Origin of the sequence: Neorhizobium tomejilense (genome assembly GCF_964254135.1) — a bacterium.
In the GTDB taxonomy this organism is placed as follows: domain Bacteria; phylum Pseudomonadota; class Alphaproteobacteria; order Rhizobiales; family Rhizobiaceae; genus Neorhizobium; species Neorhizobium tomejilense.
Map to the genome: position 1 here is coordinate 1,884,061 of NZ_CAXUSO020000001.1, position 24,361 is coordinate 1,908,421.

24 protein-coding genes are annotated in these 24,361 nt (G+C 60.3%); 11 read left to right on the forward strand and 13 right to left on the reverse strand.

The features are described 5' to 3' along the window. Positions 1-36: 36 nt before the first annotated feature. From ACSQ3G_RS09770 to ACSQ3G_RS09780, 3 genes are all read right to left on the reverse strand, one after another. Complete coding sequence (locus ACSQ3G_RS09770; protein ID WP_037082394.1) at positions 37-384, reverse strand: DMT family protein; 348 nt, start codon at positions 382-384, stop codon at positions 37-39. Positions 385-474: 90 nt separating this feature from the next. After that, positions 475-633 carry a hypothetical protein gene (locus ACSQ3G_RS09775; RefSeq protein WP_250813572.1) on the reverse strand — a complete coding sequence of 53 codons (159 nt, stop codon included), beginning with the start codon at positions 631-633 and terminating at the stop codon, positions 475-477. 189 nt (positions 634-822) lie between these two features. Next, on the reverse strand, positions 823-1,824 hold the full coding sequence (locus ACSQ3G_RS09780) for an IS30 family transposase (RefSeq protein ID WP_436109881.1): 1,002 nt from the start codon (positions 1,822-1,824) through the stop codon (positions 823-825). Between the two features lie 247 nt (positions 1,825-2,071). On the opposite strand from ACSQ3G_RS09780, the gene ACSQ3G_RS09785 reads away from it, so the two are divergent. From ACSQ3G_RS09785 to ACSQ3G_RS09810, 6 genes are all read left to right on the forward strand, one after another. Continuing rightward, positions 2,072-3,286, forward strand: a complete 1,215-nt coding sequence (locus ACSQ3G_RS09785) for a tyrosine-type recombinase/integrase (RefSeq protein ID WP_436109882.1) — start codon at positions 2,072-2,074, stop codon at positions 3,284-3,286. Continuing rightward, positions 3,283-4,815, forward strand: a complete 1,533-nt coding sequence (locus tag ACSQ3G_RS09790; protein ID WP_436109883.1) for a tyrosine-type recombinase/integrase — start codon at positions 3,283-3,285, stop codon at positions 4,813-4,815. Before ACSQ3G_RS09785 ends, ACSQ3G_RS09790 begins: the two co-directional genes overlap by 4 nt. After that, positions 4,812-7,172, forward strand: a complete 2,361-nt coding sequence (locus ACSQ3G_RS09795; protein ID WP_436109884.1) for a hypothetical protein — start codon at positions 4,812-4,814, stop codon at positions 7,170-7,172. The genes ACSQ3G_RS09790 and ACSQ3G_RS09795 overlap by 4 nt, the downstream gene beginning before the upstream one ends. Then, a complete protein-coding gene (locus tag ACSQ3G_RS09800; RefSeq protein WP_436109885.1) occupies positions 7,165-7,617 on the forward strand; it encodes a hypothetical protein in 453 nt (150 codons plus the stop codon). The genes ACSQ3G_RS09795 and ACSQ3G_RS09800 overlap by 8 nt, the downstream gene beginning before the upstream one ends. Beyond that, positions 7,617-8,024: a VPA1267 family protein gene (locus ACSQ3G_RS09805; protein WP_436109886.1), complete on the forward strand. Its 408-nt coding sequence runs from the start codon at positions 7,617-7,619 to the stop codon at positions 8,022-8,024. Before ACSQ3G_RS09800 ends, ACSQ3G_RS09805 begins: the two co-directional genes overlap by 1 nt. A 139-nt stretch (positions 8,025-8,163) precedes the next feature. Further along, positions 8,164-10,455 (forward strand): AAA family ATPase, encoded by a 2,292-nt coding sequence (locus tag ACSQ3G_RS09810; protein ID WP_436109887.1) that lies wholly within the window; start codon positions 8,164-8,166, stop codon positions 10,453-10,455. Here ACSQ3G_RS09810 and ACSQ3G_RS09815 read toward each other — a convergent pair. After that, a complete protein-coding gene (locus ACSQ3G_RS09815) occupies positions 10,432-10,905 on the reverse strand; it encodes a MerR family transcriptional regulator (RefSeq protein WP_436109888.1) in 474 nt (157 codons plus the stop codon). The two genes, ACSQ3G_RS09810 and ACSQ3G_RS09815, sit on opposite strands and share 24 nt — an antisense overlap. 78 nt (positions 10,906-10,983) lie before the next feature. Here ACSQ3G_RS09815 and ACSQ3G_RS09820 point away from each other — a divergent pair. The 5 genes from ACSQ3G_RS09820 (at position 10,984) to ACSQ3G_RS09840 (ending at position 15,003) form a co-directional block, all read left to right on the forward strand. After that, positions 10,984-12,173, forward strand: a protein-coding gene (locus ACSQ3G_RS09820) for an IS3 family transposase (RefSeq protein WP_255760215.1) whose coding sequence is annotated in 2 segments (ribosomal slippage) — positions 10,984-11,233 and positions 11,233-12,173 — 1,191 coding nt in all. Because the reading frame shifts where the segments join, the coding sequence is not laid out codon by codon here. 85 nt (positions 12,174-12,258) lie between these two features. After that, entirely contained in the window at positions 12,259-12,849 is a 591-nt protein-coding gene (locus ACSQ3G_RS09825; RefSeq protein WP_436109889.1) for a hypothetical protein, read from the forward strand. Next, positions 12,846-13,235 carry a thioredoxin family protein gene (locus ACSQ3G_RS09830; RefSeq protein WP_436109890.1) on the forward strand — a complete coding sequence of 130 codons (390 nt, stop codon included), beginning with the start codon at positions 12,846-12,848 and terminating at the stop codon, positions 13,233-13,235. Before ACSQ3G_RS09825 ends, ACSQ3G_RS09830 begins: the two co-directional genes overlap by 4 nt. 2 nt (positions 13,236-13,237) lie before the next feature. Further along, positions 13,238-13,948 (forward strand): cytochrome c biogenesis CcdA family protein, encoded by a 711-nt coding sequence (locus ACSQ3G_RS09835; protein WP_436109891.1) that lies wholly within the window; start codon positions 13,238-13,240, stop codon positions 13,946-13,948. Beyond that, complete coding sequence (locus tag ACSQ3G_RS09840; protein ID WP_436109892.1) at positions 13,945-15,003, forward strand: arsenic resistance protein; 1,059 nt, start codon at positions 13,945-13,947, stop codon at positions 15,001-15,003. The genes ACSQ3G_RS09835 and ACSQ3G_RS09840 overlap by 4 nt, the downstream gene beginning before the upstream one ends. A 59-nt stretch (positions 15,004-15,062) precedes the next feature. Here ACSQ3G_RS09840 and ACSQ3G_RS09845 read toward each other — a convergent pair whose 3' ends face one another. From ACSQ3G_RS09845 to ACSQ3G_RS09885, 9 genes are all read right to left on the reverse strand, one after another. Continuing rightward, the gene (locus ACSQ3G_RS09845; protein WP_436109893.1) at positions 15,063-15,644 is read right to left on the reverse strand and encodes a cation efflux transmembrane domain-containing protein; all 582 of its coding nucleotides are present in this window, start codon (positions 15,642-15,644) and stop codon (positions 15,063-15,065) included. A gap of 42 nt (positions 15,645-15,686) precedes the next feature. Further along, complete coding sequence (locus ACSQ3G_RS09850) at positions 15,687-16,496, reverse strand: sulfite exporter TauE/SafE family protein (protein WP_436109894.1); 810 nt, start codon at positions 16,494-16,496, stop codon at positions 15,687-15,689. A 359-nt stretch (positions 16,497-16,855) separates the two neighbouring features. Then, positions 16,856-17,677, reverse strand: coding sequence for an MBL fold metallo-hydrolase (locus ACSQ3G_RS09855; RefSeq protein ID WP_436109895.1), 822 nt, complete (start codon positions 17,675-17,677; stop codon positions 16,856-16,858). A gap of 3 nt (positions 17,678-17,680) precedes the next feature. Beyond that, positions 17,681-18,463, reverse strand: coding sequence for a TatD family hydrolase (locus ACSQ3G_RS09860; protein WP_436109896.1), 783 nt, complete (start codon positions 18,461-18,463; stop codon positions 17,681-17,683). A 10-nt stretch (positions 18,464-18,473) separates the two neighbouring features. Next, the gene (metG, locus tag ACSQ3G_RS09865) at positions 18,474-20,027 is read right to left on the reverse strand and encodes a methionine--tRNA ligase (protein ID WP_105434813.1); all 1,554 of its coding nucleotides are present in this window, start codon (positions 20,025-20,027) and stop codon (positions 18,474-18,476) included. 104 nt (positions 20,028-20,131) lie between these two features. Beyond that, complete coding sequence (locus ACSQ3G_RS09870) at positions 20,132-21,160, reverse strand: DNA polymerase III subunit delta' (RefSeq protein WP_105415805.1); 1,029 nt, start codon at positions 21,158-21,160, stop codon at positions 20,132-20,134. Then, positions 21,157-21,837, reverse strand: a complete 681-nt coding sequence (gene tmk / locus ACSQ3G_RS09875) for a dTMP kinase (RefSeq protein WP_046633712.1) — start codon at positions 21,835-21,837, stop codon at positions 21,157-21,159. Before tmk ends, ACSQ3G_RS09870 begins: the two co-directional genes overlap by 4 nt. Positions 21,838-21,907: 70 nt before the next feature. After that, complete coding sequence (locus ACSQ3G_RS09880) at positions 21,908-23,086, reverse strand: D-alanyl-D-alanine carboxypeptidase family protein (RefSeq protein WP_436109897.1); 1,179 nt, start codon at positions 23,084-23,086, stop codon at positions 21,908-21,910. Positions 23,087-23,153: 67 nt separating this feature from the next. Continuing rightward, positions 23,154-24,206: a septal ring lytic transglycosylase RlpA family protein gene (locus tag ACSQ3G_RS09885; protein ID WP_436109898.1), complete on the reverse strand. Its 1,053-nt coding sequence runs from the start codon at positions 24,204-24,206 to the stop codon at positions 23,154-23,156. Positions 24,207-24,361: the final 155 nt, after the last annotated feature.

The window sequence follows — 24,361 nt, forward strand, 5'->3', positions numbered from 1 at the left end:
AACACATCTATGGCGCGCCGGTTCCCGGCGCCCGCTCTATTTCGTGAAGATGAAGAACGCCCCGAGCGCGATGAAACCAAAGCCGACGATCTGCTTCCAGTGAATTGGCTCGCCGAGATAAAGCACGGAGAAAATGACGAAGACCGAGAGCGTGATGATCTCCTGAATGGTCTTCAGCTGGGCTGCATTGAAGTAACCGTAGCCGATGCGGTTTGCCGGCACCTGGGCGCAATATTCGAAGAAGGCGATGCCCCAGCTCACCATAATGACGAGATAAAGCGGCTTGCTCTCGAATTTCAGGTGCCCGTACCAGGCGAAGGTCATGAAGACGTTCGACAGAATCAGAAGGCCGATGGTGAGGAAGGGCGTGGCGCTTGCAAACATGATGGGAGAATCCGTGAGGGCTGCTAATGCCGTACGGCAATCATGTTCGCACGCGAAAGACAAGCATGTCCGAGCACTCGAACGGACGATCTAGTGAAACGTTTCGGGACGAACTTCGTCTTCGAGAATGCGGAAGGCTTCGTAGAGCGCCTCGACCAGAATATCGGTCAGCTTGTCGGCGTCGTTGTCCTGCAGGAACAGCGCGAGCGACTGTTCGGACGGCTGGTGGGTATTGGTTTCGTTCGACATATCATTGTCCTCAATCTGAACCGGAATCATTCCGGGTGAGGCCGACGTTAGGGACGCTTGCTTGCGCCGAGCTTGACGAAGAGGCCAACGGTCTGGGAAGCCTCAGCGGGAGGGAACGGGTGTTCGTCGGTAGCGTTCCCGATGGAGAATCTACGCCAAGTGCAACATACGCGATTGGAGGGTAGGGGATCAGCCTGTTTCACGCAAATGGGCGATGAACACTTCGGCGGGTGTTTTGTATCCTAGGCATTTGCGTGGCTGCGCATTCAGGTGATGGCCGAGGTCGACGAGCTGTTGCTGCGTGATGTTGGATAGGTCGGTGTCACCAGGCAGGAAGCGGCGGATCCGCTTGTTGGCGTTCTCGACAGCACCTTTCTGCCAGGGCGAGTTCGGGTCGCAGAACCAGCTCCTGGCGCCGATCCCGTCTTCCAAAGCCCGGAAGCCGGCAAACTCGGTACCGCGGTCGAAGGTAAAGCTGCGACGGGCAAAAGACGGCAGCGGCGAGAACGCATTGATGATCTTGTCCATGATCGGCCGCGAGTGGCGGCTGCGGTTCTTGATCAACACGGTGTAGCGGCTCTTGCGTTCGACGAGCGAGGTGATGTTGGCCTCGCCAAGCTCGCGTTTGAAGATCAGCAGATCGCCTTCCCAATGGCCGAACTCGGACCGATCATCAACAAAATCAGGCCGTTGCGAGATCCGGCACTCAAACGGGATGAGCCCGTCACGCGGCTTGCGGGATCCACGCGGCAAGCGTCGGCGACGTCGCTCAGGCAGGTGCTCGTAAAGGCCAAGTGGATAATCCTCCTTGCAGTAGATGAAGCGATAGATCGTTTCCGGGCAGATGCTGACTGGGCTGATCCCGTCAATCAACAGCCGGCCGGCAATCTGTTCCGGTGACCATTTGGCCTTCAGTCGATCGATAATCAGGTCTCGCAGCTGTGGATGTCGTCTGAGCTTGCGCAGCCGTCGGCGGCGCTCCTTGCTCATGTCGTTGGCGATGGTGCCGAAGTAACCAGTGTATTCTGGAAACTCGCGGTCGTGGAACGTGTTGCGCTTGAGCTCGCGGTATATGGTCGAACGATGACGGCCGAGTTGGCGGGCGATCTCACCAACCGGCAGCTTGCGTTCCTTTAACTGATACAGATGGCGGCGGTCGGACAGGGTGAGTTGCGAATAGCAGGGCGACATGCAAATTTCTCCAAGGCGAAGCCATTGATGTTATTGGCATGTCGCACTTGAAATTAGAATGTACCCGATGCGACACAAATATCGCATAAGATAGATTATGGAACATCTAGGCGGTTTGTTTGCTGTTGCATTCTGACCTGGAACCGCATTTTACGCGATTGTGGAAAACTCAACATCCTGCGGTTTGTGGTGTTGCGTTGGGGCTAACGGATGGCATGGTTGCGCTCATTGAAAAACGCGAGTCACCATGCCGGTTATCAATATGAGAAATTCGGCGCTGCCGCCATCCGCACGCGGGCTTGTCGTTGTCGGGCCGCGTGGTGTCCCACGGTTTTGGGCCACCATCTGGAGTGACGTCCTGAACCCGAGACTGGAGCCGTCTAGCCGACAGAAATATTTGACAGCCATTGATCGTTTCTACGAGGCCGTCTGCGAGCAACACGGTACCGACTGTCTTGACCGTCTTATAGCCGAAGCCGATGGCGATGCCTTGGAAGAATGTCTTCTCGGCTTCTTCGCTCAACTCAGGAATGAGGCAGTTATCGAGAACGCGGACAAGTCGTCCACATGGAAGTTTGCGCTCGACTTCGCGACCGAAATGCTTCGCCAAGCCGGTAGCACGGCTCGTGCGCGGGCGAACGAAATCCAGGCGAAAGTGCATCGCCTTGAGACATTCTACCGCAATCTCGTCCCGAACCCGCAGAAGCCGCCGCCGCCTATCCGGGCGCTTCCGCCGCTCGTAATCGAGGACCTGTACGAAATCTTCAGGCCTGACTCGCCGCGAAACCCCTTCAAGACTGATACACTGCGCTGGCGCAACCTCTTGGTCTTCATGTTGCTGTTGCGCCTTGGGCTTCGCCGTGGCGAAGGCGCGTTGCTGTACGGTTCCTCATTCAAGGAGGACTTCGATCCGGTCGCCCGCAAGACCGTTCACTGGTTGGATGTCGAGGAAGTCGATGATCTGGACCCTCGATACGAACAGCCTGGACTGAAGACCGAGACGTCGCGACGCCAGCTTCCGCTACAGGAAGAGATAGTTGAACTCGTCAGGTTCTACATCCGCAACCATCGCGGACGGGCAAACCACCCACACCTTTTGATCTCTCAAAAAGGCCTGCCGCTTTCGCTGCGATCCCTGAGTGAAATCTTCGAGGTTGCGACGAAGGCTCTGTCCAATGATGCCAAGCAATCACTGAAAAAGCAGGGACTTAAAGGCGTCTCCTGTCATGATCTGCGTCATACATCCGCTGTCGTCAGGATGCGTCGGTATCAGGACACAGGCAATGATTTGGACAAGGCTCAGGAAAAGTTGCGGACGTTCTTCGGATGGTCGAAGAAGTCGGACATGCCCCGCCTCTATGCCAAGGCCTACTTCGAAACCAGCCTAGCCGAAGTCTGGGACGAAAAGTTCGATCACTTCGTGGATGCTCTTCGACGCGCTGTTCCGGAGACGTCCCGTTGAAGCCCGCCGTCACGCTTCAGAACAACCACCTAGTCGCCGAGATTGATCGCCTGACATCAAGATTGCCGCCGCTGCCCGCAGTGGTCAAATACTACGATGATTTTGCGAACGAGATATGCTCCGTCCGAGACCTGGCCGAAACCGACCAAGTCTTCCTTGCCTTGGACGGCCGCCAGCATCAAATAGCGTTCAATGCGTTTGGCTCTGCAACGGAGGTCATGAAACATGTGTTCGCTGATTGGCTTGGCGAACATGACCTCCACTACGTAACGATCCTCTTTGGGAGCACGCTGAGCTATCTCGCGCGTCGCGGCGTCCTCTCGCTCATCGAACTGGTTGTGTCACAGCCGTTCGACGCTCGATCTCATTGGAACACATCCGTACTTGCAGAAGTCTCTGCGAGAGAAAGCTACTCGCTAAGAGCTATTCTCCATTCCCTCTGTCGGCTCAACATTGGTCATTGGACGCCCGCGACAGCATCGATCATCCGTGCTTTGAGAAGTCCGAAGGTCGACAAGTATAGGGTTGTCCGCATCGGCGACTGCTTCCTGCCCCTGGATCACCAAAGCCTGATCGTCGATCACATCGACACAATGTGCGCGGCGCTTTCGAATGATCCGCAGTCGATAGATGACGAGACACTGCGCGACGTATGCATCTTGGTCACGTCGTACCAGTATGCGTTCCGCCCCGGTCAGATTGCGCGGATCGAGACGGCCGATGTTCGGCTGTACACGACTGGCGCTGTCCATGTAGCGGTCACCCGGATCAAGCAGAAGGACAACCGCAAGCGCATCCGCGAAACCCGACGGATCAAGCGGGAGTGGGGTCCGCTCTTCAACGAGTTCGTGAAACGTCGGGATGCAGGAAGCATCAGCATGGAGGAGGGCGTGCCCCCTCGCCTCCTCTTCGGCCTGACACCATCTGGCGTTAGCCGGGCCATTCGTGAGCTTACGGCGGATTTGACGGGAGAGGCTTGGTCTCCAACCGACCTGAGGCACACGGCGGCGCAACGCCTCGCGGACGGCGGCATCTCTCACGTCGGTCTGACGGAGTTCATGGGGCACTCCAGCGACCGCGTCGCCAACGTATACTTCGACGCATCGCCCCCGCAGGCCAAGCGCATCAACGACGCGCTGGCGATCTCGCCCATCTACAGCAATGTTGCAAAGATCGCGACAACGAAAACCATCGACAAGGCGATGCTTCTCGGCCTCCCGGCCGAGAAGCAGATCGGAGGCGTGCCCCACGGAATACCCATTGCGGGAATAGGCGGATGTAACCTGGGCCAGAACCTCTGCATGAAGAATCCGGTGTTGGCCTGCTACACCTGTTCCCAGTTCATGCCGCTCAATGACCCTGAAATCCATCAGGAGGTCGTGGAGAGCCTCCGTCCAGTCGTGACGGAGTTCGCCGCCGCCTCCCGCAACAACCAGCAATCTCCGGCCTACGCTCAGTTGAAGAGCACTCTCGACGCCGCAAGGCGTGTTGCCGAGGAGCTGAAATCCGATGGTGAGGAGGAGGTATGAACCCGTTCTATGCCGAATTTATCGCTACCGCAAAGAGGCTGGCTGGAGAGCGCGGCCTAAGCTGGAAGCTAGTCTTCGATGGCGATGGCAAGGTCAGCAAAGATACGCGGTGGAACCTGACAGAACTACGAGGCGGGTTCTCCAACCCGGTCTCATGGCTCGGCCAGGTCGGCGTGGACACTGCATCCTTCGATAAGCTGAATGAAATCAGAGTGGAAATGGGGCAAGGTTCACTGGTCGCGAGACCGATGCCTCCACACTGGCTGGACTTTTACCAGGCCGTATTGATCCACCAACTTCTCCTCAGCCAGACGAAGCCCGGAAGCGCGATCCAAGTGGTGGCCGGTATCCGACGCCTGGCTCCTGCGGCGGAAGATACGCCGCCCTGGGCTATCACCCCTGATCATATCCAGCAGGCCTACAATGCAGTTCTGCATTCGTTCGAATCTGGCAAACAGGCGCTCGACTTCGTGACGATGGTCAGGAACGTCATCGACAAACAGAAGCTCGCCGACATTCCTTCTCTGGCCCGTTTCTGCCAGCCCTATGCCACCAAAGAAGCATTGGCGGCGCAACAGCAGGCCGATGCGATCCGCGACCGCCAGAACGCCCACGGTGGCAGCAAGAGCCTTCGGCGCAGTCTGGTGGAAAGGAAGTCGGCGTCGAAGCTTCCGGATGAAAAGGCCTTCTGGGAGCTGGTGCGGATTGTCTTCACGGAGACGCCGCTCACATTCTCGGACGCGATCAGGTTCGCTGCATTCAAGGTTCAGATCATTATGGGCTTCCGGATCGGAGAGGCCGCAATGCTTCCTCTGGATTGGAAGCGTTGGCGTGAATATCTCGACGCGGATGGCCGACCAGCCGGAGAGCGTGGGGGGTTCTCGCGCTCGCTTGTGATCCGGTACTTCGCGGAAAAACAGGACGAGGATGAGTTGGCCGAGGGCCTGGCCTTGTACGAAAACAGTCAGCACGTACCGCCGATGTTCGAGGAAATTCTCGTTGAGGCACTCGATTACATCGCGACAATCACCGCTCCCTTGCGCGAAAGGCTCCGGCTGCAGTCCCAGACAGGACGGGTGTTCCCAGAATATCCCGATGATAGATTGCTGCCCGCCTGGGAAATGTACGTCCGGATGACTGGTAACCCCGTCTTCTCCCACGAGCCGCCACCTGCTGAGCTGATCGCGCGTTATCGCCAGTCCTATAATCCAAGCTTGCTTGCAGAGGTTAGAGAACATCAGCTTCTCGGCCGACCAGCCATGTTGACGAAGTTCTGGACCAATCCCGCCCAGAGGCATATTCCGATACGCAATGAGGTTGGCATGCCCTACACGAGCGCAATTCCATGGCGGAACGCATTTGTGCGGGTGGGCGATGTGGAGGAACATATCCGGGAAAACCGTGCCACCAAGCTGTCCGATACCAAGCCAGCCAGAACTACTGACGGCACTGAGTTCCACCCTCATGAACTGTTGTTCCTGATGCCCATCAGGAACCTGATCGAAGGCCGCAACAACGGAATCCTTGATACCACGCTTTACTCTGCAGTCGGCCATTTGGAGAAAGGTTCGCTGAATGGCTCCTTGAGCGGCAAGGCGAGCGGTGAAACCCTGTTCCGGCGCTACGGCCAGACGGACGAGGACCGCGCATTGACGCTGACATCTCATTCCCTGCGGCACCTGCAGAATACCGAGCTGTTCCGGCTCGGCGTCGCCGACACGATGATCACCAAGAAGTTCGGTCGGCGCAGCGTCCAGCAGAGCTATGAGTACGATCATCGAAGCCTCCATGAGGACATCCGCGAAATCGACGTCCCTCCGGAGGCCGAGGACGCGCTCGGTGACAAGGCGCTTCAGGTTTACAAGATGATCGCCGCCAACAAGGTACGTGGCCCTATTGTCGACGAGTTCCGGCGTGTCCAGCGCGAGTATGGGGACGACGCGGCTTTCGACTATCTCAATGCCGAGGCGGACGGTCTCCACGTCACGCCGTATGGCCTGTGCGTTAACAGCTTCACCAGCGATCCTTGCCCGAAACACCTCGAATGCTTCAACGGCTGCCTTCATCTTGCCCGGACCGACGTCGTCGAAGAGCACGATCATCTCGAAAAGATGCGCGACCGCTTCGCGAAAATCATCATCCAGTTGGAATCCGTGCCCGAGGGCCGTCGATATGCTGGGTGGGCGAACCAGATCGCCCATGCCCGCATCCGCTACGAGAACATCGGCAAGGCGCTCGCAACTGAACCCGGTGACCGCCCCTTCCCCGATGGCAAAGACCTGTCCGTGACGCCGGAGCAGAAGTTCGGTAACACCATCATCGACACCATGAGCCGCCTGAGAGACCTCGATGATTGATAAGATCGCCCATCTTGAGGAATTGCTGGAGGCGATGATCGCCGAAAACGAAACCATCACCGCCAGAGCTATCGTGCGGCGCAGTGGCGAGGTCTTCAAGAACGCTACCGACATCACCCGGAACGCCGACAGGCGCACCAAGTTCGAAAACGCCCAGCGCAGGCAGGAGACGATACGGTCTGCCATCGACCGCAGCAGCAAGAAATCCCGCACCGAATTAGAGTGGCTGGTCGAGGTGAAGAATGCCGAGATTGACCAGCTTCAGGCTGATCGGCAGCTCGTGATAGCGTCACACCGCATGATGATCCTGGCTGTCGCCGAAATGGGCGGCTTCTCGAAATGGAAACGTCTGTTCGAGGGATATCAGGCGACAGTCGACAAACTCGACGAGATGAATGCCATTCCATCTGGCGAGGTCGTCACCCTTCCGCCGAGGAAGTCCTAATGGCGAAAGGGTCTGGCAAGAGCGGCGTCGAGGTCGCCCAGGAGCACGTCGACGCTCTTATCGAATATCTGGAGCAGCACAAGGACGAGCCGCTTCCCAGATACGGCGTCGATCTGAACAAGAGCCTCATCGCCAAGGAATGCGGGTTCGACCGACAGGTGTTCCGCACCAATCCTCGCTGCGCCGAAATCCTCGGCAACGCCGACGACCGTGATCGCAAGGCCAATCTGACACGCCTCGAACAGGCGGAAGCGGACCGCGAGCAGAAGGCCAAAGTGGACGGTAACCAGATGGCTCTGGAAGAGGAGAACCTGCGCCTGAAGGCAGAGAACGCCTCGCTGCGCCGCGACCTGGACCGCCTGAAAAGGTTGAGCGCCGTCATCGCCGAGACTGGGAGACTTCCATGATTGGGTGTCTGAAGTCTGGTCCTCGGAGCCGCGCCGTCGTGGCCCCGACAGGCCGTGGGAGCTGGATCGTAGTGAATGAGGCACAGGGACCCGCGACGGCACGTCGTGGGTGGCCGCAGTGAACGGAGAGCCAGAACCCATGGCAGGGGCCACTGAACGACGGCGTGGTTCCGAGGACCAGACGCTGCTGGTCCTTGGTGAGCGTTCTGAGCAGTCTTCCTGGGAGCTTTCCCTCACCTCCGTCCATGCCAGCCGGTTCGGCGACCATGTCATCATCGGCCGCGACGAGACCGAGCAACTCCGCCGCGCCCTCGTCCCCGCAAAGAGATCACCGCGCGATCCGGCCGTCGGCGAGACGTGGCGCGTCACTGGTCCCATCCAACTCCATCCAGAATATGGTCCGCAGCTTCATGCCGAGGTAGCCCTGCCCTTGGTGACCAGGGGACGGGCGATCATCCGGCACCTTGCCAGCGACAAGCGCTTCGTCGGTATTGGCTGGGCGACCGCCGAAAAGGTCTGGGACCGCTTCGGCGAGACTATCTACGACATCATCCGGGATCGCGACCTGAAGGCGCTCGCGGAGGTCATGGGGGCGGATCGGGCCATCGCTATCGTCGACGGCTTCGGCATGCTTGCCGAGGAGGTCGAAATCTTCCGTTGGCTGGATCGGTACGGAGTATCGCCCCGTGTGGCGGGTGCAGCCGCCCGTGTCTGGGGTCTCGGAGCCATCGACCGCATTAAGGCCGATCCGTTCACGATGACACTGCTGGAGCCGTGGAAGGATGTGGACGCCCGAGCGCTTCGATTGGGTGTCGCCCTTGACGATCCGAGACGCCTGGCGGCCGCCGTCGAGGAGGCGCTGGCCATCCGCTTCCGGGCAGGGAACATGGCCTCCCCCGCCTCTGTCCTGAGACCACTGGTGAAACGCCTGCTCGCGCCTTGGATCGGCGATGCGGCGAGTGCCATCGATCTGGCCTCGACCACGGGGCGCGTGGTGTCACCGTCAACCGACCTTCTTCAGTCGAGAGCCTGTCGGTTCATTGAGGAGGAAGTCGCCCGACAGATCGGCGAGCGCATAGGTCGCGAAGTTCCGGGATTTGACGGTAAGCTCGTGGTCGATGCCATGACCAAGGTCGAGGCGGAGATCGGCTACGCCTTGACCGATGCGCAGCGCGAGGCGGTCTTCATGGCGACTACCTGCGGCGTCTGCGTCATCAGCGGCGGCGCGGGCACGGGCAAGACGACGGTCGTCCGGGCCATCCTTGCCGCCCTGGAGGCTGTCCGTGACGGTCTTCCGAAGTCTAAAAGCCACGGCGTCGAGCACCTGCAGGTGGCTCTGGCAGGCCGCGCCGTCAGGCGGATCAGCGAGGCGACAGGTCGTCCAGCGAGCACCCTCTCTCGGCTAGTTCACGACATCGAGGACGCAGGCCGTCGTATCGAGGCGGGGACGGTCATCTTCGACGAATCTTCCATGCTCGATACGCCGTCAATTTACCGGGTGCTCGCCCAGCTACCTATCGAGGTCAACCTGATCTTCATCGGCGATCCCGGTCAGCTTCCGCCCATCGGACCCGGCCTGCCCTTCCACACCATGGTCAAGGCAACGGCGATACCTTCGGTCACCTTGGACATTGTCCACAGACAGGACGACGCCACCGGCATTCCGGCCGTCGCATCCGCTGTGCGCACCGGAAAGGCGGTAGGTCTCCGGCGCTTCGATCCGAACGTCGCGCTGACACCTGGCGTCTATCTCTTCCCTGCGTCGAAAGACGATGTGGCCGGAAAGACCATAGCTGCCTTCCGCGCCATGTGTGGCCTCGTTCCAGCATATGGCAAGACGGCCCCCCTGCATGAGATGGACGTCCAGATACTCACGCAGGTGAAGAACGGCCCCGCCGGATCAAAGGAGCTGAACCGCGCCATCGAGATCGAATATATGGGCAAGCAGCCGAACGTCGAGGATTGGGGTCTGAGCGTCGGCTCGAAAATCATGTGGCTGAAGAACGATTACTCGAAGGCACCCCAGGTCGACGCCGACGGGAAGTCCGTTCTCGACAAGGTCACGGGCGATCCGATCTGCACGGGCTTCATGAACGGCTCCCTGGGCGTCATTACCAAGCCACATCCCAAGGGTGCCTGGACGCGGTTTGACGACGGCGCTGAAGACGTAATCACCACGGCTGATCTTGAGAAGCTCACCCATGGCTGGGCGATCAGTGTCCATAAGGCGCAGGGGTCGGCATTCAAACGGGTCATCATCCCTGTCGTCCGGTCGAAACTGCTGGACCGGACCATGCTCTACACCGCGATAACTCGCGCTGTCGAAACGGTCGTGCTGGTGGGCGACGCCGAACTGATCTCCGAAATTATCAGCCACCCGCCAAAGAGCCTGTCGCGGGACAATGGTCTAGTCTTCCGGATGACGATTTGACGGGGCTTCAGCTTCGCAGCAGGATCGCGGCTTCGACGTGAGGTCCTTGAAGACAACGCAATCCGTGCCTGGACCGCCCGCGCACGCTTCGTTGCACCGATCTACAAAAACCGCAAGACGCTCCTCCAACCCCCGCAGTTCATCGAGCTTCTGTCTCACCTCGTACAGATGCGCCTGGGCGATGTCGCGCGTCTCTATGCAGTCCCGTTCCCTGCTAATCGAAAGATCGAGCAGCAGGCGCACCTGCTCGATCCCGAACCCAAAATCCCGGCACTGCCTGATGAAGGTTAGGCGCGAAAGGTCCGCTTCCTCATAGTAACGCTGCCCGGACGGGGAGCGTCGTGCCTTCGGAATCAGGCCGATCTCCTCGTAGTACCGGATGGTCGGGGTGGTGAGTCCCGACGCCTTGGCGAGGGCTCCGATAGTGAACACGGCGATGTGAAGGTTCATGGCGGCATTGCTCGTGACCTTGCCCCGTTGAAATAATCCATTTTGAAGTAAGCTCTGGCCCATTGAGAGGACCAGAGAATGAAGCGCAACCGTTTCACGGACGAACAGATCATCGGCATTCTGAAGGAGCACGAGGCGGGCACGCCGGTCGCGGAGCTTTGCCGCAAGCACGGTGTCAGCGATGCCAGCATCTATAAATGGAAAGCCAAGTTTGGCGGCATGGAGGTGTCCGAGGCCAAGCGGCTGAAGACGCTGGAGGACGAGAACACGAAGCTGAAGCGGCTTCTGGCGGATGCCATGCTCGACAATGCCGCTTTGAAAGACCTTTTGGGAAAGAAGTGGTGACGCCCGCAGCCCAGCGGAAAGCTGTCGCACATCTCATGAACCAACGTGGGATGAGCGAACGGCGGGCGTGTAAAGCCATCGGTTTTTGCCGGATGACGATCCGTTATGACACTAAACTCAGCGACGATCAGGGCCTTCGCGAGCGCATGAAGGCGTTGGCGCACGAACGCCGCCGCTTCGGCTATCGACGCCTTCATGTGCTGCTCAGGCGCGAGGGACACCTTGTAAACCACAAGAAGCTCTTCCGGCTCTATCGCGAGGAGAAGCTGACGGTGCGCAAGCGTGGCGGCCGAAAGCGAGCGATAGGCACACGAGCACCGATGCTGGTTCCGATGGCGTCCAACGATCGTTGGTCGTTGGACTTCGTGTCGGATCAGTTCACCGATGGTCGCAGGTTCCGGGTTTTGACGGTCGTCGACGATTGCACCAGAGAATGCCTTGGCCTCGTCGCGGATACCTCGCTTTCCGGCCTTCGGGTTGCCCGCGAGCTTGATCGGATTATCGAGGAACGTGGCAAACCCAGGATGATCGTCAGTGACAATGGCAGCGAGTTCACCAGCAACGCGATCCTGCAATGGGCCGACCGGACCAAAGTCGATTGGCACTACATCGCACCAGGCAAACCGATCCAGAACGCCTTCATCGAAAGCTTCAATGGTCGGCTGCGCGACGAGCTCTTGAATGAAACGCTCTTCTCGTCATTGACCCACGCTCGATCAGCGCTTTCAAACTGGCGCAGCGATTACAACGATCATCGACCGCACTCCGGCCTTGGCTGGCTGACACCCGCCGAGTTCGCTCAGACCATCAATCCGCGACGTGATGCGGTGCTGCGCAGCCGAAATGGCTCCGCACCGCAACCCGCCGCTACCGCCCCAAATACAGCAACCAAAAACCGCTGGAGCGAACTCAAAACTGGATAAAACTTGGGGGCAAGGTCACTCCTTGCCCTTCAAGTTACTTGAAGGAGTAGACTTCGACCATTCACGATTCAAGGAGATAGAAAAAATGAACAACACGACCAAGCTCGCGGGCATCGGCCTCGTGGCCTGCGCCGCCTGCTGCGCTGCTCCGCTGCTGACCCTTGCCACTGGAGCGGGCATCGCAGCCGGGGCCGCCGTGTCCTATTGGGGGCCGTTGGCCCTCATGGTTGCCTTGCCAATGGGAAGTCTTCTCCTCTTGTCGCGCCACAAAGCTGTTGCGGGCGGAAGCACGTTTGCGATGTCTGCCAGCGACTGCGGTTGCGGTTCATGTACTACGGACGCGAAGGCGGAAACGCCCATCGCCTGCACGCTGGATGCGGGCGACTTCAAGACTCGCACGGCGAGGATCGAGGCGCTTGCGTCGCGCCATCTGCGCAGTGTGTCGCGCAAGCCGCTGTCAATCGAACTGACCTATGCCGCCGACGCCTTACCCGAGCTGCGGGACCTTGTTCGCAAGGAAACCGAATGCTGCGCCTTCCTCGACTTCGATCTCGCCGCGAGCCCTGATGGTGTACGTCTGAAGATTACCGCGCCCGAGGCGGCCCGCGACGCCGCCGACACGCTCTTCGCCCACTTTGCACCGCCTTCCATATCCAAGAACCTGGAGATTGCATGATGAACCGCCGCCTGTTCCTTTCCACCGCTTCCGCCCTCCTTCTGACGCTCTCCGCAGGCCGGATCGCCACTGCGGCCGATGAAATTGTTCCCGGCTTCGCAACGGCAGCCGAAGCCGGAGTACCGGTGCTCGTCCACGTCACCGCCCCTTGGTGCGAGGTCTGCCGGGCGCAGAAGCCGGTTGTCGCCAAATTGCTCGGAACTGGTGACTTTGCGAAGATGAAGAAGTTTGACATCGACTTCGACAGTCAGAAGGACGTGCTCAAAAAGCTGAGGGTGCAGTCGCAAAGCACGATGGTTCTGTTCAAGAATGGCAAGGAGATCGACAGGAGTGTGGGCGTCAGCGATCCCTCCAAGATCGAAGCATTCTTGCGCAAGGCGCTCTGACGATGGTGGCACTCGCATTCCTAGCGGGCGTCCTGTCGATCCTGTCGCCCTGCGTCCTGCCATTGGTGCCCGTCGTCATGGCAGGCGCGGCGGCTGAGCACAGGGCCGCTCCGGTTGCGCTGGCTGCTGGCGTCGCGATGTCGTTCACGGCGATAGGCGTGTTTATCGCTGCGATAGGGTTCTCCATCGGCCTCGACATGACGATGTTCAGGACAACCTCGGCCGTGCTGCTGATCCTTGTCGGCGCGGTCCTCGTCATGCCGCAGCTCCACGCGAGGTTCGCGACGGCTGCTGGGCCGTTGAGCGACTGGACTCAGAACCGCTTTCGTGGAATGTCCACGTCCGGGATCGGAGGGCAATTCGGCGTCGGGTTGCTTCTCGGCGCGGTCTGGACGCCGTGCGTCGGACCTACGCTTGGCGCGGCTTCTGTCATGGCGGCAAGAGGCGAAAACCTCTGGACCGTAAGCATGACGATGCTGGCCTTCGGCATTGGGGCTGCCCTTCCACTCCTTCTTTTGGGGATGCTGTCGCGCGAGGCGCTTCTGCGTTGGCGGGGGAAGATGGCGAGATCGGCGGGCGGCATCAAGATGGCTTTGGGGGTGTTGTTGATCGTGGCTGGGACGATGACCCTGACCGGAACGGACAGGACGGTACAGACGGCGCTCGAACGTGTGGTGCCGGACTGGATAATCGGCCTGACGACGAAAATTTGACGGCTTCCGGTAGCTATCCCTGTCATTCCATGGAAACTTTTATGAACACGAAAACGACGAAAGCGCTGCCATTGACGATCCTCCGCGAAACACTCGAAGACCATCAGATCAGCATCTATTTTGGTGCTGTCGTCCTCGGTGCAATTGCCGCCCTTACTCTACCCGGAACAACGGCGCTGGAGATCGGCATCAATCCCGCACTCGCATTCATGCTGTTCGTGACCTTCCTGCAGGTTCCGCTTGCAGACCTGCGACAGGCTTTCTCGCGCTTCCGCTTTCTCGGGGTCCTGCTTCTAACGAACTTCGTGGTTGTTCCTGCTTTGGTGGGAATCCTCGTCCAGTTCCTGCCACCCGATCCGATGGTGCGTCTCGGCGTGCTGCTGGTGCTCCTCGCGCCATGCATCGACTACGTGGTCACCTTCTCCCATCTCGGCCGCGCCGACGCACGACTTCTTCTCGCAGCGACGCCCGCACTCCTGATCGTCCAGATGCTGTTGTTGCCCGTGTATCTTGGTCTCTTCCTTGGTCCTGAAGCGGGGTCTCTCATTCAGGTGGGACCGTTTGTGCATGCGTTCGTCTGGCTGATCGCCGTCCCCCTCGTGCTTGCCGTTGTCGTCCAGATATGGGCTGGGCGAAGCAGTGGAGGAAGCCGCGTCTCGTCGGGACTCGGACTGCTCCCCGTCCCTGCAACCGCACTCGTCCTTCTGATCGTCGTCTTGGCTGTAGTTCCGCAACTAGGCGCAGCTCTCGATGATGCCTTGCGGGTGGTGCCGATCTATATGGCGTTTGCGGTCGTTGCTCCTTTGGCCGGTTGGGGTGTGAGCAGGCTGTTCCGGCTCTCCGCGCCTGCCGGACGGGCCGTCGCCTTCAGCGCGGCCACGCGCAACTCGCTGGTTGTCCTGCCCTTGGCCTTTGCGGTTCCCGGTGCTGTCCCCTTGCTCCCGGCAATCATTGTGACGCAGACGCTGGTCGAGCTTGTGAGCGAGCTGGTCTATGTGCGGTTGGCTCCAAGATTCGGCAAAAACCCTTCAGGCCGGGCAGCCGACAGCATCTGACAGGAAGAAGAGCCGCCCAGGGCGCTTGAACGGAACACTGCGATGAAACTCTCCGGTGATTATGCCACAGCCTGATGTTCCGCTCGTGCAGCCGTCCAAACTTCCTTTGCCGCGTCCAAGTTCATCCAGGCTATACCTAAGCCCACGATCAGGTCTGGCCATGGCGAATGCCACAGGTAAAACGTTGCAGCTCCGGCCGCGATGATCGCAATGTTGGCGATGGCGTCGTTACGCGCGGAGAGGAAAGCCGCCTTGGTAAGTGAGCCCCTTGCATCACGGTAAGCCGCCAGAAGATAGGCGCATGAGACGTTGACAATTAGGGCACCGACGCCTGTCAGGCTGAGGGCGAGTGGCTCCGGGGGAACAGGGACCTGAAATTTGTGCCATGCCGTCCAGAGGAACGCGATTGCCGGAGCGAGCAGTATAATCGACATGGCCATTCCGGCACGCGCCCGGTTCCTGGTGGACCAGGCCATCGCCACGAAGATCAGCAGATTGACGGAAGCGTCCTCGAAGAAGTCGGCGCTGTCCGCCAGAAGTGATGCCGATCCGATCCTCAGTGCGACAACGAACTCAACGCCGAAATACGCTAGGTTCGCGAGCGCGACGATCAAAACTATCCGCCGGATTGCGTTGTCCATAAACTATTGCTCCTGTTACCTGGAGCATCGCTTACATCGGACTCACTTGTGGTGCCAGACTTTCCATGCCGAGACGATCAGGATCACGGCAAGCAGTGGTAGCAGAAGTCCGTTGGGCACGATCCCAAGCAACAACCCGCCAATGAACGCGCCAACTATCGAGCCAACCGCCATCGTGAGGAGAAACACCTTGTTGCGGCCGAGGACGGAAAAGCTCTGGTCACGGCTATATCGGGTGAATCCTACGAGCATCGTTGGGAGGCTGACCGCTAGCGACAGACTGCCCGCCAGCTTTATATCCGCCCCGAACAATAGCACGAGCGTCGGGATCAAAAGCTCCCCTCCAGCTACCCCAAGGAGCGACGCCACGATCCCGATGATAAAGCCTGCCGCGATGCCAGCAACGATTTGAGCTGTCCCTATGAGAACAGGCTGCCCTGCGGTGGCATCGTGGCCGAGTATGAGGACGACTGCGATCAACGCCAGCATGATGCTGATTACTTTATACAGCGTCTCAGACCGCAGCCTCACTGCCCAACCAGCGCCAAACCACGCGCCCAGCAGGCTTCCTGCCAAGAGGTTGACGACGATGGTCCAATGGTCAGCTATGGCGCTGAACGGGACGGTCGCGGCACGGAATGGAAGAGCTGACGCCACGACGACAAGGCTCATCGCCTTGTTTAGGATAACGGCCTCAAGCGCGGCGAAATTGAAGAACCCGATCAGAAGCGGTAGCCGGAACTCGGCTCCGCCGAGCCCGATCAGTCCCCCGAGCGTACCGATTAAGGCTCCTCCGCCGAAAGATGCTGGAGCACTTTGTGACGTCGTCATAGCAGCAGCAGGCTCGGACATGCGGTTCCTTCGGATCGATATAGTTGGTGGAACCTATCGACCATTGCGGCACACGTCGAGACAAGAAGATCGAGCCGTCCCTCCGGGCCATGCAATAAGCAACAGGGGGCACTTTGAAGCGTGCAACAATGTTACCAAGTGTAGTGAAACGGGGCGGTATCAAAAGCAACAATCGCCTTAAAAACCGAGCTGCAACACCGTAATCCGTTGTGTACGACGCCAACCCCATACAACGTCGGGAGCATTACGCACTCACTCACCCAGCTTCAGTGCCGAAACCGCACTCTTTGGAACTAATATATCTGCGCCAGGGCCTGGAAAACCCGAGTTCGCGGCCACTCCACCAGTTCTGCCAGAGATCAGAGATCGAGCGCAACCTCGAACGCGAGACCGTCATAGGCTGGCTCGACATGCTCCGGAGTCTGCGCCATCACCGTGTCGTAGTCGAGCGGAAGATGCATATGCGTCAGGATCGCGTGTTTCGGCGCAAATTTCGCGATCCATTCGAGCGCCTGTTCGAGCGACAGATGGCTCGGGTGATATCGGTACTGCAGCGTATCGATGATCAGCACATCGAGCCCGCCGAGCTTCGCCACGCTTTCAGGCGGAAAATCGCTGACATCGCTGCAATAGGCCACGTCGCCGATCCTGAAACCCAGCGAATGGATGTCGCCATGCACCTGCAGATGCGGCAGGAAACGGATCGGTCCGCCCGGCCCGTCCACGACGATCGGCTCGTCCATGGTCTCGATCAGGAACGGCCGGACGATCGGCGGATAATTGCCGCCCGGCGGCGTTTCCAGGCAATAACCGAACCCCTGGCGGATTCGGTCCATGGTGACCGGATCGGCGTAGATCGGGATGCGATGGTGCTGCAAGATGAAATAGCCGCGCAGGTCGTCGATGCCGTGCAGATGATCCGCATGGGCGTGGGTGTAGAGAACCGCATCGACCCGCTGCACATTGGCGGAGATCATCTGTTCGCGAAAGTCAGGACCGGTGTCGATGACCACCACGGTACTGCCGCCATCGGGCGCAATCTGCTCGACCATGAAGGCGGCACGGGTGCGGCGGTTCCTCGGGTTGTTCGGATCGCAGGCGCCCCAGTCGCCATTCAGCCGCGGCACGCCCGGCGACGACGAGCAGCCAAGAATGGTGAAGCGTCGCCGATACCTCGCCACAGGTCAGAGCCTCGGCATCTTGGAGAAGATGCGGAACGCGTTCTCCGTGGTAACCTTGGCTATTTGCTCGTAGCTGACGCCCATGCATTCGGCCAGCACGTCGGCCGTATTGACCACATAGGAAGGCTCGTTGCGCTTGCCGCGCCAGCGTTTTGGCGCCAGATACGGCGCGTCGGTTTCGACCAGCAAGCGGTCGAGCGGCACGGTTTTGGCGATCGCGCGCAGGTCTTCAGATTTCGGAAATGTCAGGATTCCTGAGAAAGAGACATATCCGCCGAGTTCCACGCCGATGCGGGCAAGGTCTACGCCCGAGGAGAAGCAATGCAGGATGAAAGGGAAGGCCCCCTTCCCGCTTTCCGCCGTCAGTATCTCGCCCATGTCATCGTCGGCGCTGCGGCTGTGGATGACCAGCGGCAGACCGGTTTCCCGGGCGGCCGCGATATGGCGGATCAACCCGGTCTTCTGGTCGGCCGGCGTCTGCGTGTCGTAGAAATAGTCGAGTCCGGCCTCGCCGATCGCGACGATCTTCTCATGCGCATTGGCGAGCCGCACCAGGTCTTCGGTCTGGATGTCCAGTTCCTCGCCGGCATTGTTCGGATGCGTGCCGACCGAGCAGAAGACCGATGGATACTGCTCGGTCAGTGCCAGCAGCCCGTCGAGTTTTCGAACCCGCGTCGAGATCGTCACCATCTGGCCGACGCCGGCCTCGTGGGCGCGCGACACGATCGCGTCGCGCTCCTCGGCAAAATCGGCAAAATCCAGGTGGCAATGGGTATCGATCAGCATGGATAAGGCCTTATGCGCTCGCTTCCGGCGCCACATAACGCGGAAAGACCGGCGCCGGGGCTTCGAGCGGCGTACCGGGCTTCAGGCGACCAGCTTCGCCAAGCGCCGCAAAATCACGGCTGTCGGCCGGAGAAGCCACGAGATCGAGCAGCTTGGCCGACGATTCCGGCATGAACGGCTGCAGCAGAATGGCGATCTGGCGCACGACCTCCGCCGTCACGTAGAGCACCGTGCCCATGCGGGCCGTATCCGTCTTTTTCAGCACCCACGGCGCCTGAGCCGCAAAATAACGGTCCGTCTCGGAAACGACGCCGATGATCGCCGCAAGAGCGCGGTTGATCAGCTGCTTGTCCATTTCCTCGCGGCAGATGGCGATCAGGCCGTCGGCCGCCGCAAGCAGTTCCTTGTCGGCATCGGTGAGCTCGCCCGGTTCCGGAACATGGCCGTCGCAATTCTTGACGATCATCGACAGCGAGCGGCTGGCAAGGTTGCCGATGCCGTTGGCCAGATCCGCATTGACCCGGGTGGCGATCAGCTGATCGTTGCAATTGCCGTCCTGACCGAAGGAAATCTCGCGGCAGAGATAATAGCGCACGTAGTCGAGCCCGAATTTCTCCAGAAGCTCGAACGGATCGACGACATTGCCGACCGACTTCGACATTTTCTCACCGGCATTCAGCACGAAGCCGTGGGCGAACACGCGCTTCGGCAGCGGCAGCTTCGCCGACATCAGGAAAGCCGGCCAGTAGACCGCATGGAAGCGGATGATGTCCTTGCCGATGATATGCACGTCCGCCGGCCAATATTTGGCGCGGGGGCCGTTCGGATCTTCCATATAGCCGGTTGCGGTGATGTAATTGGTCAGCGCATCAACCCAGACATACATGACATGGGCCGGATCATTCGGTACCTTGATACCCCAATCAAAGGTCGTGCGCGATACCGACAGGTCCCGCAGGCCGGATTTCACGAAGGAGATCACCTCGTTGCGGCGCTCGTTGGGGCCGATGAAATCCGGGTTTTCCTCGTAGTGCTTCAGCAGCTTATCGCCGTATTCGGAGAGCTTGAAGAAGTAGCTGGACTCCTCAACCCACTCCACCGGCGTTCCCTGCGGCCCGTAGCGGACGCCATCGCGCACCGATGTTTCGTCCTCGGCATAAAACGCTTCGTCACGCACCGAATACCAGCCGGCATAGGTATCCTTGTAGATGTCGCCATTGTCGGCCATCCGGTTCCAGATATCCTTGGAGGCCTCGTGGTGGCGCTGCTCGGTGGTGCGGATGAAATCGTCGTTGGACGCGTTGAGCAGCTTGCCCATCGCCCGGAACTCACTCGAGTTGCGCTCGGCAAGCGCTTCCGGCGCGATGCCTTCGGCGCGCGCCGTCTGCTGCATCTTCTGGCCATGCTCGTCCGTGCCGGTCAGGAAGAAAACATCCTTGCCGTCCAGGCGCTGGAAGCGCGCCATGGCATCCGTCGCGATCAGCTCATAGGCATGGCCGATATGCGGCTTGCCGTTCGGGTAGGAAATCGCAGTGGTGATGTAATAGGGCGTCTTGTCGGACATCAGGGGCACTCGGGCACTTGGATTTGGATCATGCCGCTCTTAGCGCATGTTTTGCTGATGCGAAACACAAAGTTCCTTATGCGGTTCCCGCCCCTGCCCTCGGATCAGCGCCGCGCGGCATCGAGGATCGACAGGATCGTCTGCTTGCGGTCCAGATTGTAGGCTTGCGCGATGGTGATCTTCTCGGTCATGTCGCTGACCAGTTTCGCCTGCCGGTCGGCCGTCGGAAGATCGCCGGCAAGGGCGGCGTTGCGCGCCTTGGCGATCAGGTGATCGCTCAGGTGCTCCAGGAAAAAGCCGAAGATCACTTCGCTGTCCTTGCCGGACAGCACATCCGCCAGCCGGTGCATCGCTTTGCGGGCCGTCGGACCGTCGGCCGCGACCACCTCCTCGAAGGCGGAGATGATCTCGGTGCCGCCGTAGTTCAGGAGTTTCAGCGCCTGGGAAACGCTGCCCTTGGACTTGGCCAGCACCATCTCCTGGGTTTTGCCGCCGTCAAGCGGCGTACCCAGGCCTGCGAGCGCCTTCGCAAGATCCCGGTCACCGAGCGGCGACAGCCTCAGCGACTGGCATCGCGAGCGGATCGTCGGCAGCAGTTTTCCGGGTGCATGCGAGAGGACCAGGAACAGCGCACGGCGCGGCGGTTCCTCGAGGATCTTCAGGATGGCGTTCGCCGCATTGCGGTTGAGATCGTCGGCCGGATCGATGATGACGATCCGCCAGTTGCCGGTGCCTGACGTCTGCGAGAAGAAATGCCCGGCCCTGCGCACCTCGTCGACCGTAATCGCGGTTTTCGTCTTGCCGGTCTTCTCGTCCACCGGCCGGGCCAGATGCAGGAGGTTATGCGAGGCCCCGGACGCGATCTGGCGGCTGACGGACGAATTGAGATCGGGATCGGCGAGACGATCGGGCGCAGTCGCGGGATCGGGATGCGAAAGCACGTGGTTGGCAAAGCGGAAAGCGAGCGTCGCCTTGCCGATCCCCTCCGGCCCCTCGATCAGGATCGCGTGGTGCCCCTTCCCCGAGCGGTAGCTGCGCGCCAGAAATTCCTCGGCGGCCTGATGCCCATAGAGATGCGGATTGCGCGCCGGCGGCACGGCGCCTTCCAGAATGCCGGCGGTTTCCTCGCTCATCCGACGGATTCCGCGCTGCTCTTCTGGGTAAAGCTCAGTTCCCGCACCAGCGGCTCGACAATCGCGAAAATCTCGTCGGCGATCTCGTCTTCGGAGCGCTCGGCATCGACCACATAGCAGCGTTCCGGTTCCGACTCGGCTATTTCGAGATAGGCCTCGCGGCGTTTTTCGTGGGTTTCGATCTCTTCGCGCTCAAAACGATCGGGCGCGCTGTCGGCGCCGCGCTTGCGGGCGCGTTTCAGCCCGACCTCGGCCGGCAGATCGAGGATCAGCGTGCAATCCGGCACCACGCCGTTGATCGCCACCCGCTGCAGCGCCTCGATATAATCGGGCTCCAGGTTGCCGGTGACACCCTGGTAGACGCGTGAGGAATCGATGAACCGGTCGCAAAGCACGACGGCGCCGCTTTCGAGCGCCGGCCGGATCACTTCCTCGACATGGTCGTTGCGGGCCGCGGCAAACAGGATCGCCTCCATCCGCACGCCGAACTCTTCCGCAGCCCCCGAGAGCAGAACGTGGCGCACGGCTTCCGCCCCCGGCGAGCCGCCGGGCTCGCGGGTCATCAGCACATCATGGCCACGGCGGCGCAGCTGGTCTGCGAGCCGGCGAATCTGGGTGGATTTGCCAGCCCCCTCGCCGCCTTCGAAAGTTACGAACAATCCGGAATGTTCTGCCACGCGTCTTTCCGCACTCAAATTTATGCTTCAGCTTATAACGCATATGGGTGCGCTGCGAAACATTGTGTTGTCAAAGCCAGAAGAACATCAGTTCGAGCAGCGCGTCCGTCGCCTGGCTGACGAGGCTACCGGTTTCGATCGGCTTGGCCGTTACCAGCGGTACTTCCCGCACCACCCGGTCGCCCGAAGAAATCCTCAGCACGCCGACATCCTGGCCTTCTGTCACCGGGGCCCTCAGCGGCCAGCGATAGACGATTCGCCCGGAAAGGCGGTCGGGATTGTTGGCCGGCAGATAGATATCGACCGGTTCCCGGGCGACGAGATCGACATGGCTCGACGTGCCGCCATAGACGCTCGCCTGGCCGATCACCTCTCCCTGCTTGAACAGGACCTTGGTCTCGAACGAAGACAGTCCCCATTCGAGCACCCTTCTCGCCTCCTCCAGCCGTTCCTTGTCGCTGGCAAGCCCGCCCATGGCAAGGAAAAGCCGCGTGCCGTTGCGTGCCACCGACGCCACCAGCGCATAACCCGAACCTTCGGCAAAACCGGCGCCAAGGCCATCAACGCCGATATTGAGCGAAAAGAGCGGGTTCTTGTTGCGCTGGAAGATCTTGTTCCAGGTAAAATCCGGCTGGGCGTAGATCGGATAGAATTCCGGATATTCGCGAAAGATATGACGAGAGAGCTCGACGAGGTCGCGGGCGGTCGTGCGGCTCTCCGTATCCGGCAGGCCGGTGGAATTGCCGAAGACGGAACGACCGAGCCCGAGATCCTTGGCGCGCGCCGTCATCCGGGATGCAAATTCGGGTTCGGACCGGGAAATCCCTTCCGCCAGCACGATGCAGGCATCGTTGCCGTTTTGGACGACGACGCCCCTGATGAGGTCTTCGACACGGATCTGGGATTTCAGCGCCGCGAACATGGTCGTGGTGCCCGAGGGCGCCCCGCCGGTGCGCCAGGCAAATTCGGAAACCGGGAAGACGGTCTCACGGCTGATCTCGCCCCGCTTCAGCGCACTGAAAACCACTTCCATGGTCATCAGCTTGGCGAGCGAGGCCGGCGGGAAGCCCTGGTTTTCATTGGAGGCGAGCAGCACCGTGCCGGTCTTCGCCTCGACCATATAGACCTGCCTCGCCTTGGTCACGAAGGCGGGCGGCGGTTCCTGCGCGTTGACGGCTCCCGAGGGCGCGCCGGTTTGCAGGAATACTTGCAGCAATACTAGGCAAAGCAGAATCAGCAGGCGCCGCATGATCACCCCACGAACCGTCCTTCCCCATGCCTAGCAGTGGCGATTGCACCCTGCAATCGCCCATGAACTAGCGCACGGGCTTTTGAGCAGCCTTGGGACCTTCCAGCACCATGTTGCCGAACACGACCTGCGGGGTTTTTGCCTGCGGAGCGGATGAATAGGCGGTTTCCAGGTTCCGGCTCTGCGGTGGCCGCGCCTGAGCCTCGACGGGGTAGGAAGAGGCGACCTGTCGATTCTGCGCGGGCGCAACCCCGGCAACCGGCCGCTCGATCGGGTGCGGGCCGACCTGCGGCAATGTCGAGAAATTCTCGAAAGCCTCGAAGGCCTGGGGTGCGGAAGCTGCCGGCGCCGGGCCGCTCGGCGTGCGGCCTGCCAGCGCCATCGGACGCGGCATGGCCGAGCCGTAGCTCTGGAGCTGGTCGCCCAGCGTCTGGTTCGACGCGACCATGACGCCCGTGGCGATCTGGCCTTCCGGCCGGATCGACGGCAGGCGATCGCCCTTGCGGATGTAGGAGGCCATCAGGAACGGCATGTCCTTGCCGTCCATGCGGGCGCGGCCGACATACTGCACATTGACCTTGGCGGTGCCGATCCGCTTCATATCCAGCATCTCGGCCGTCTTGTCGGAAACGTCGATGATGCGGCCCGGATGATAAGGGCCGCGGTCGTTGACCCGGACGATGACCGAGGTGCCGTTGTCGATATTGGTCACGCGGGCATAACTCGGCAGCGGAAACGTCGGATGCGCGGCCGACAGGTGGTCGCTGTCATAGACTTCGCCATTGGCGGTCAGACGGCCGTGGAAGGCTGACCCATACCAAGAGGCAAGACCGCTCCGGTTATAGTTCGGATCTTCCTTCGGAACGTAGGTCTGGCCCCTCACTTCATAAGGCTGGCCGACCATGAACCGGCCACCGCCCTTCGGCACCGGCCGGCCGTCGCCGACCACGCGCGGGCTCGCCTTGACGCCATATTCCTTTTCGGAAAAATACTCTTTGCTGCGGGGTTTCGACTTCGGTGCCTCTGTCGTAGCGCAGGATGCCATCCCCGCGCAGACCATCGTTATCCCGAGCCATTTCGCACCCAGCGAAAGCTTGCCGCCACTCACACCCAAACTCATCCGTCCCATGCCGCCTTCACTGCATCAGGCTGCGAACGATCCTCACGATCGCACCGCCTTTCACAGCCATTGAACCGGTCCGGGACATACCCCTATGCCGACGGACACAATGGAGGCGAACTTTTGCTAGCATCGCGGCAAAAATGCGAACGAAA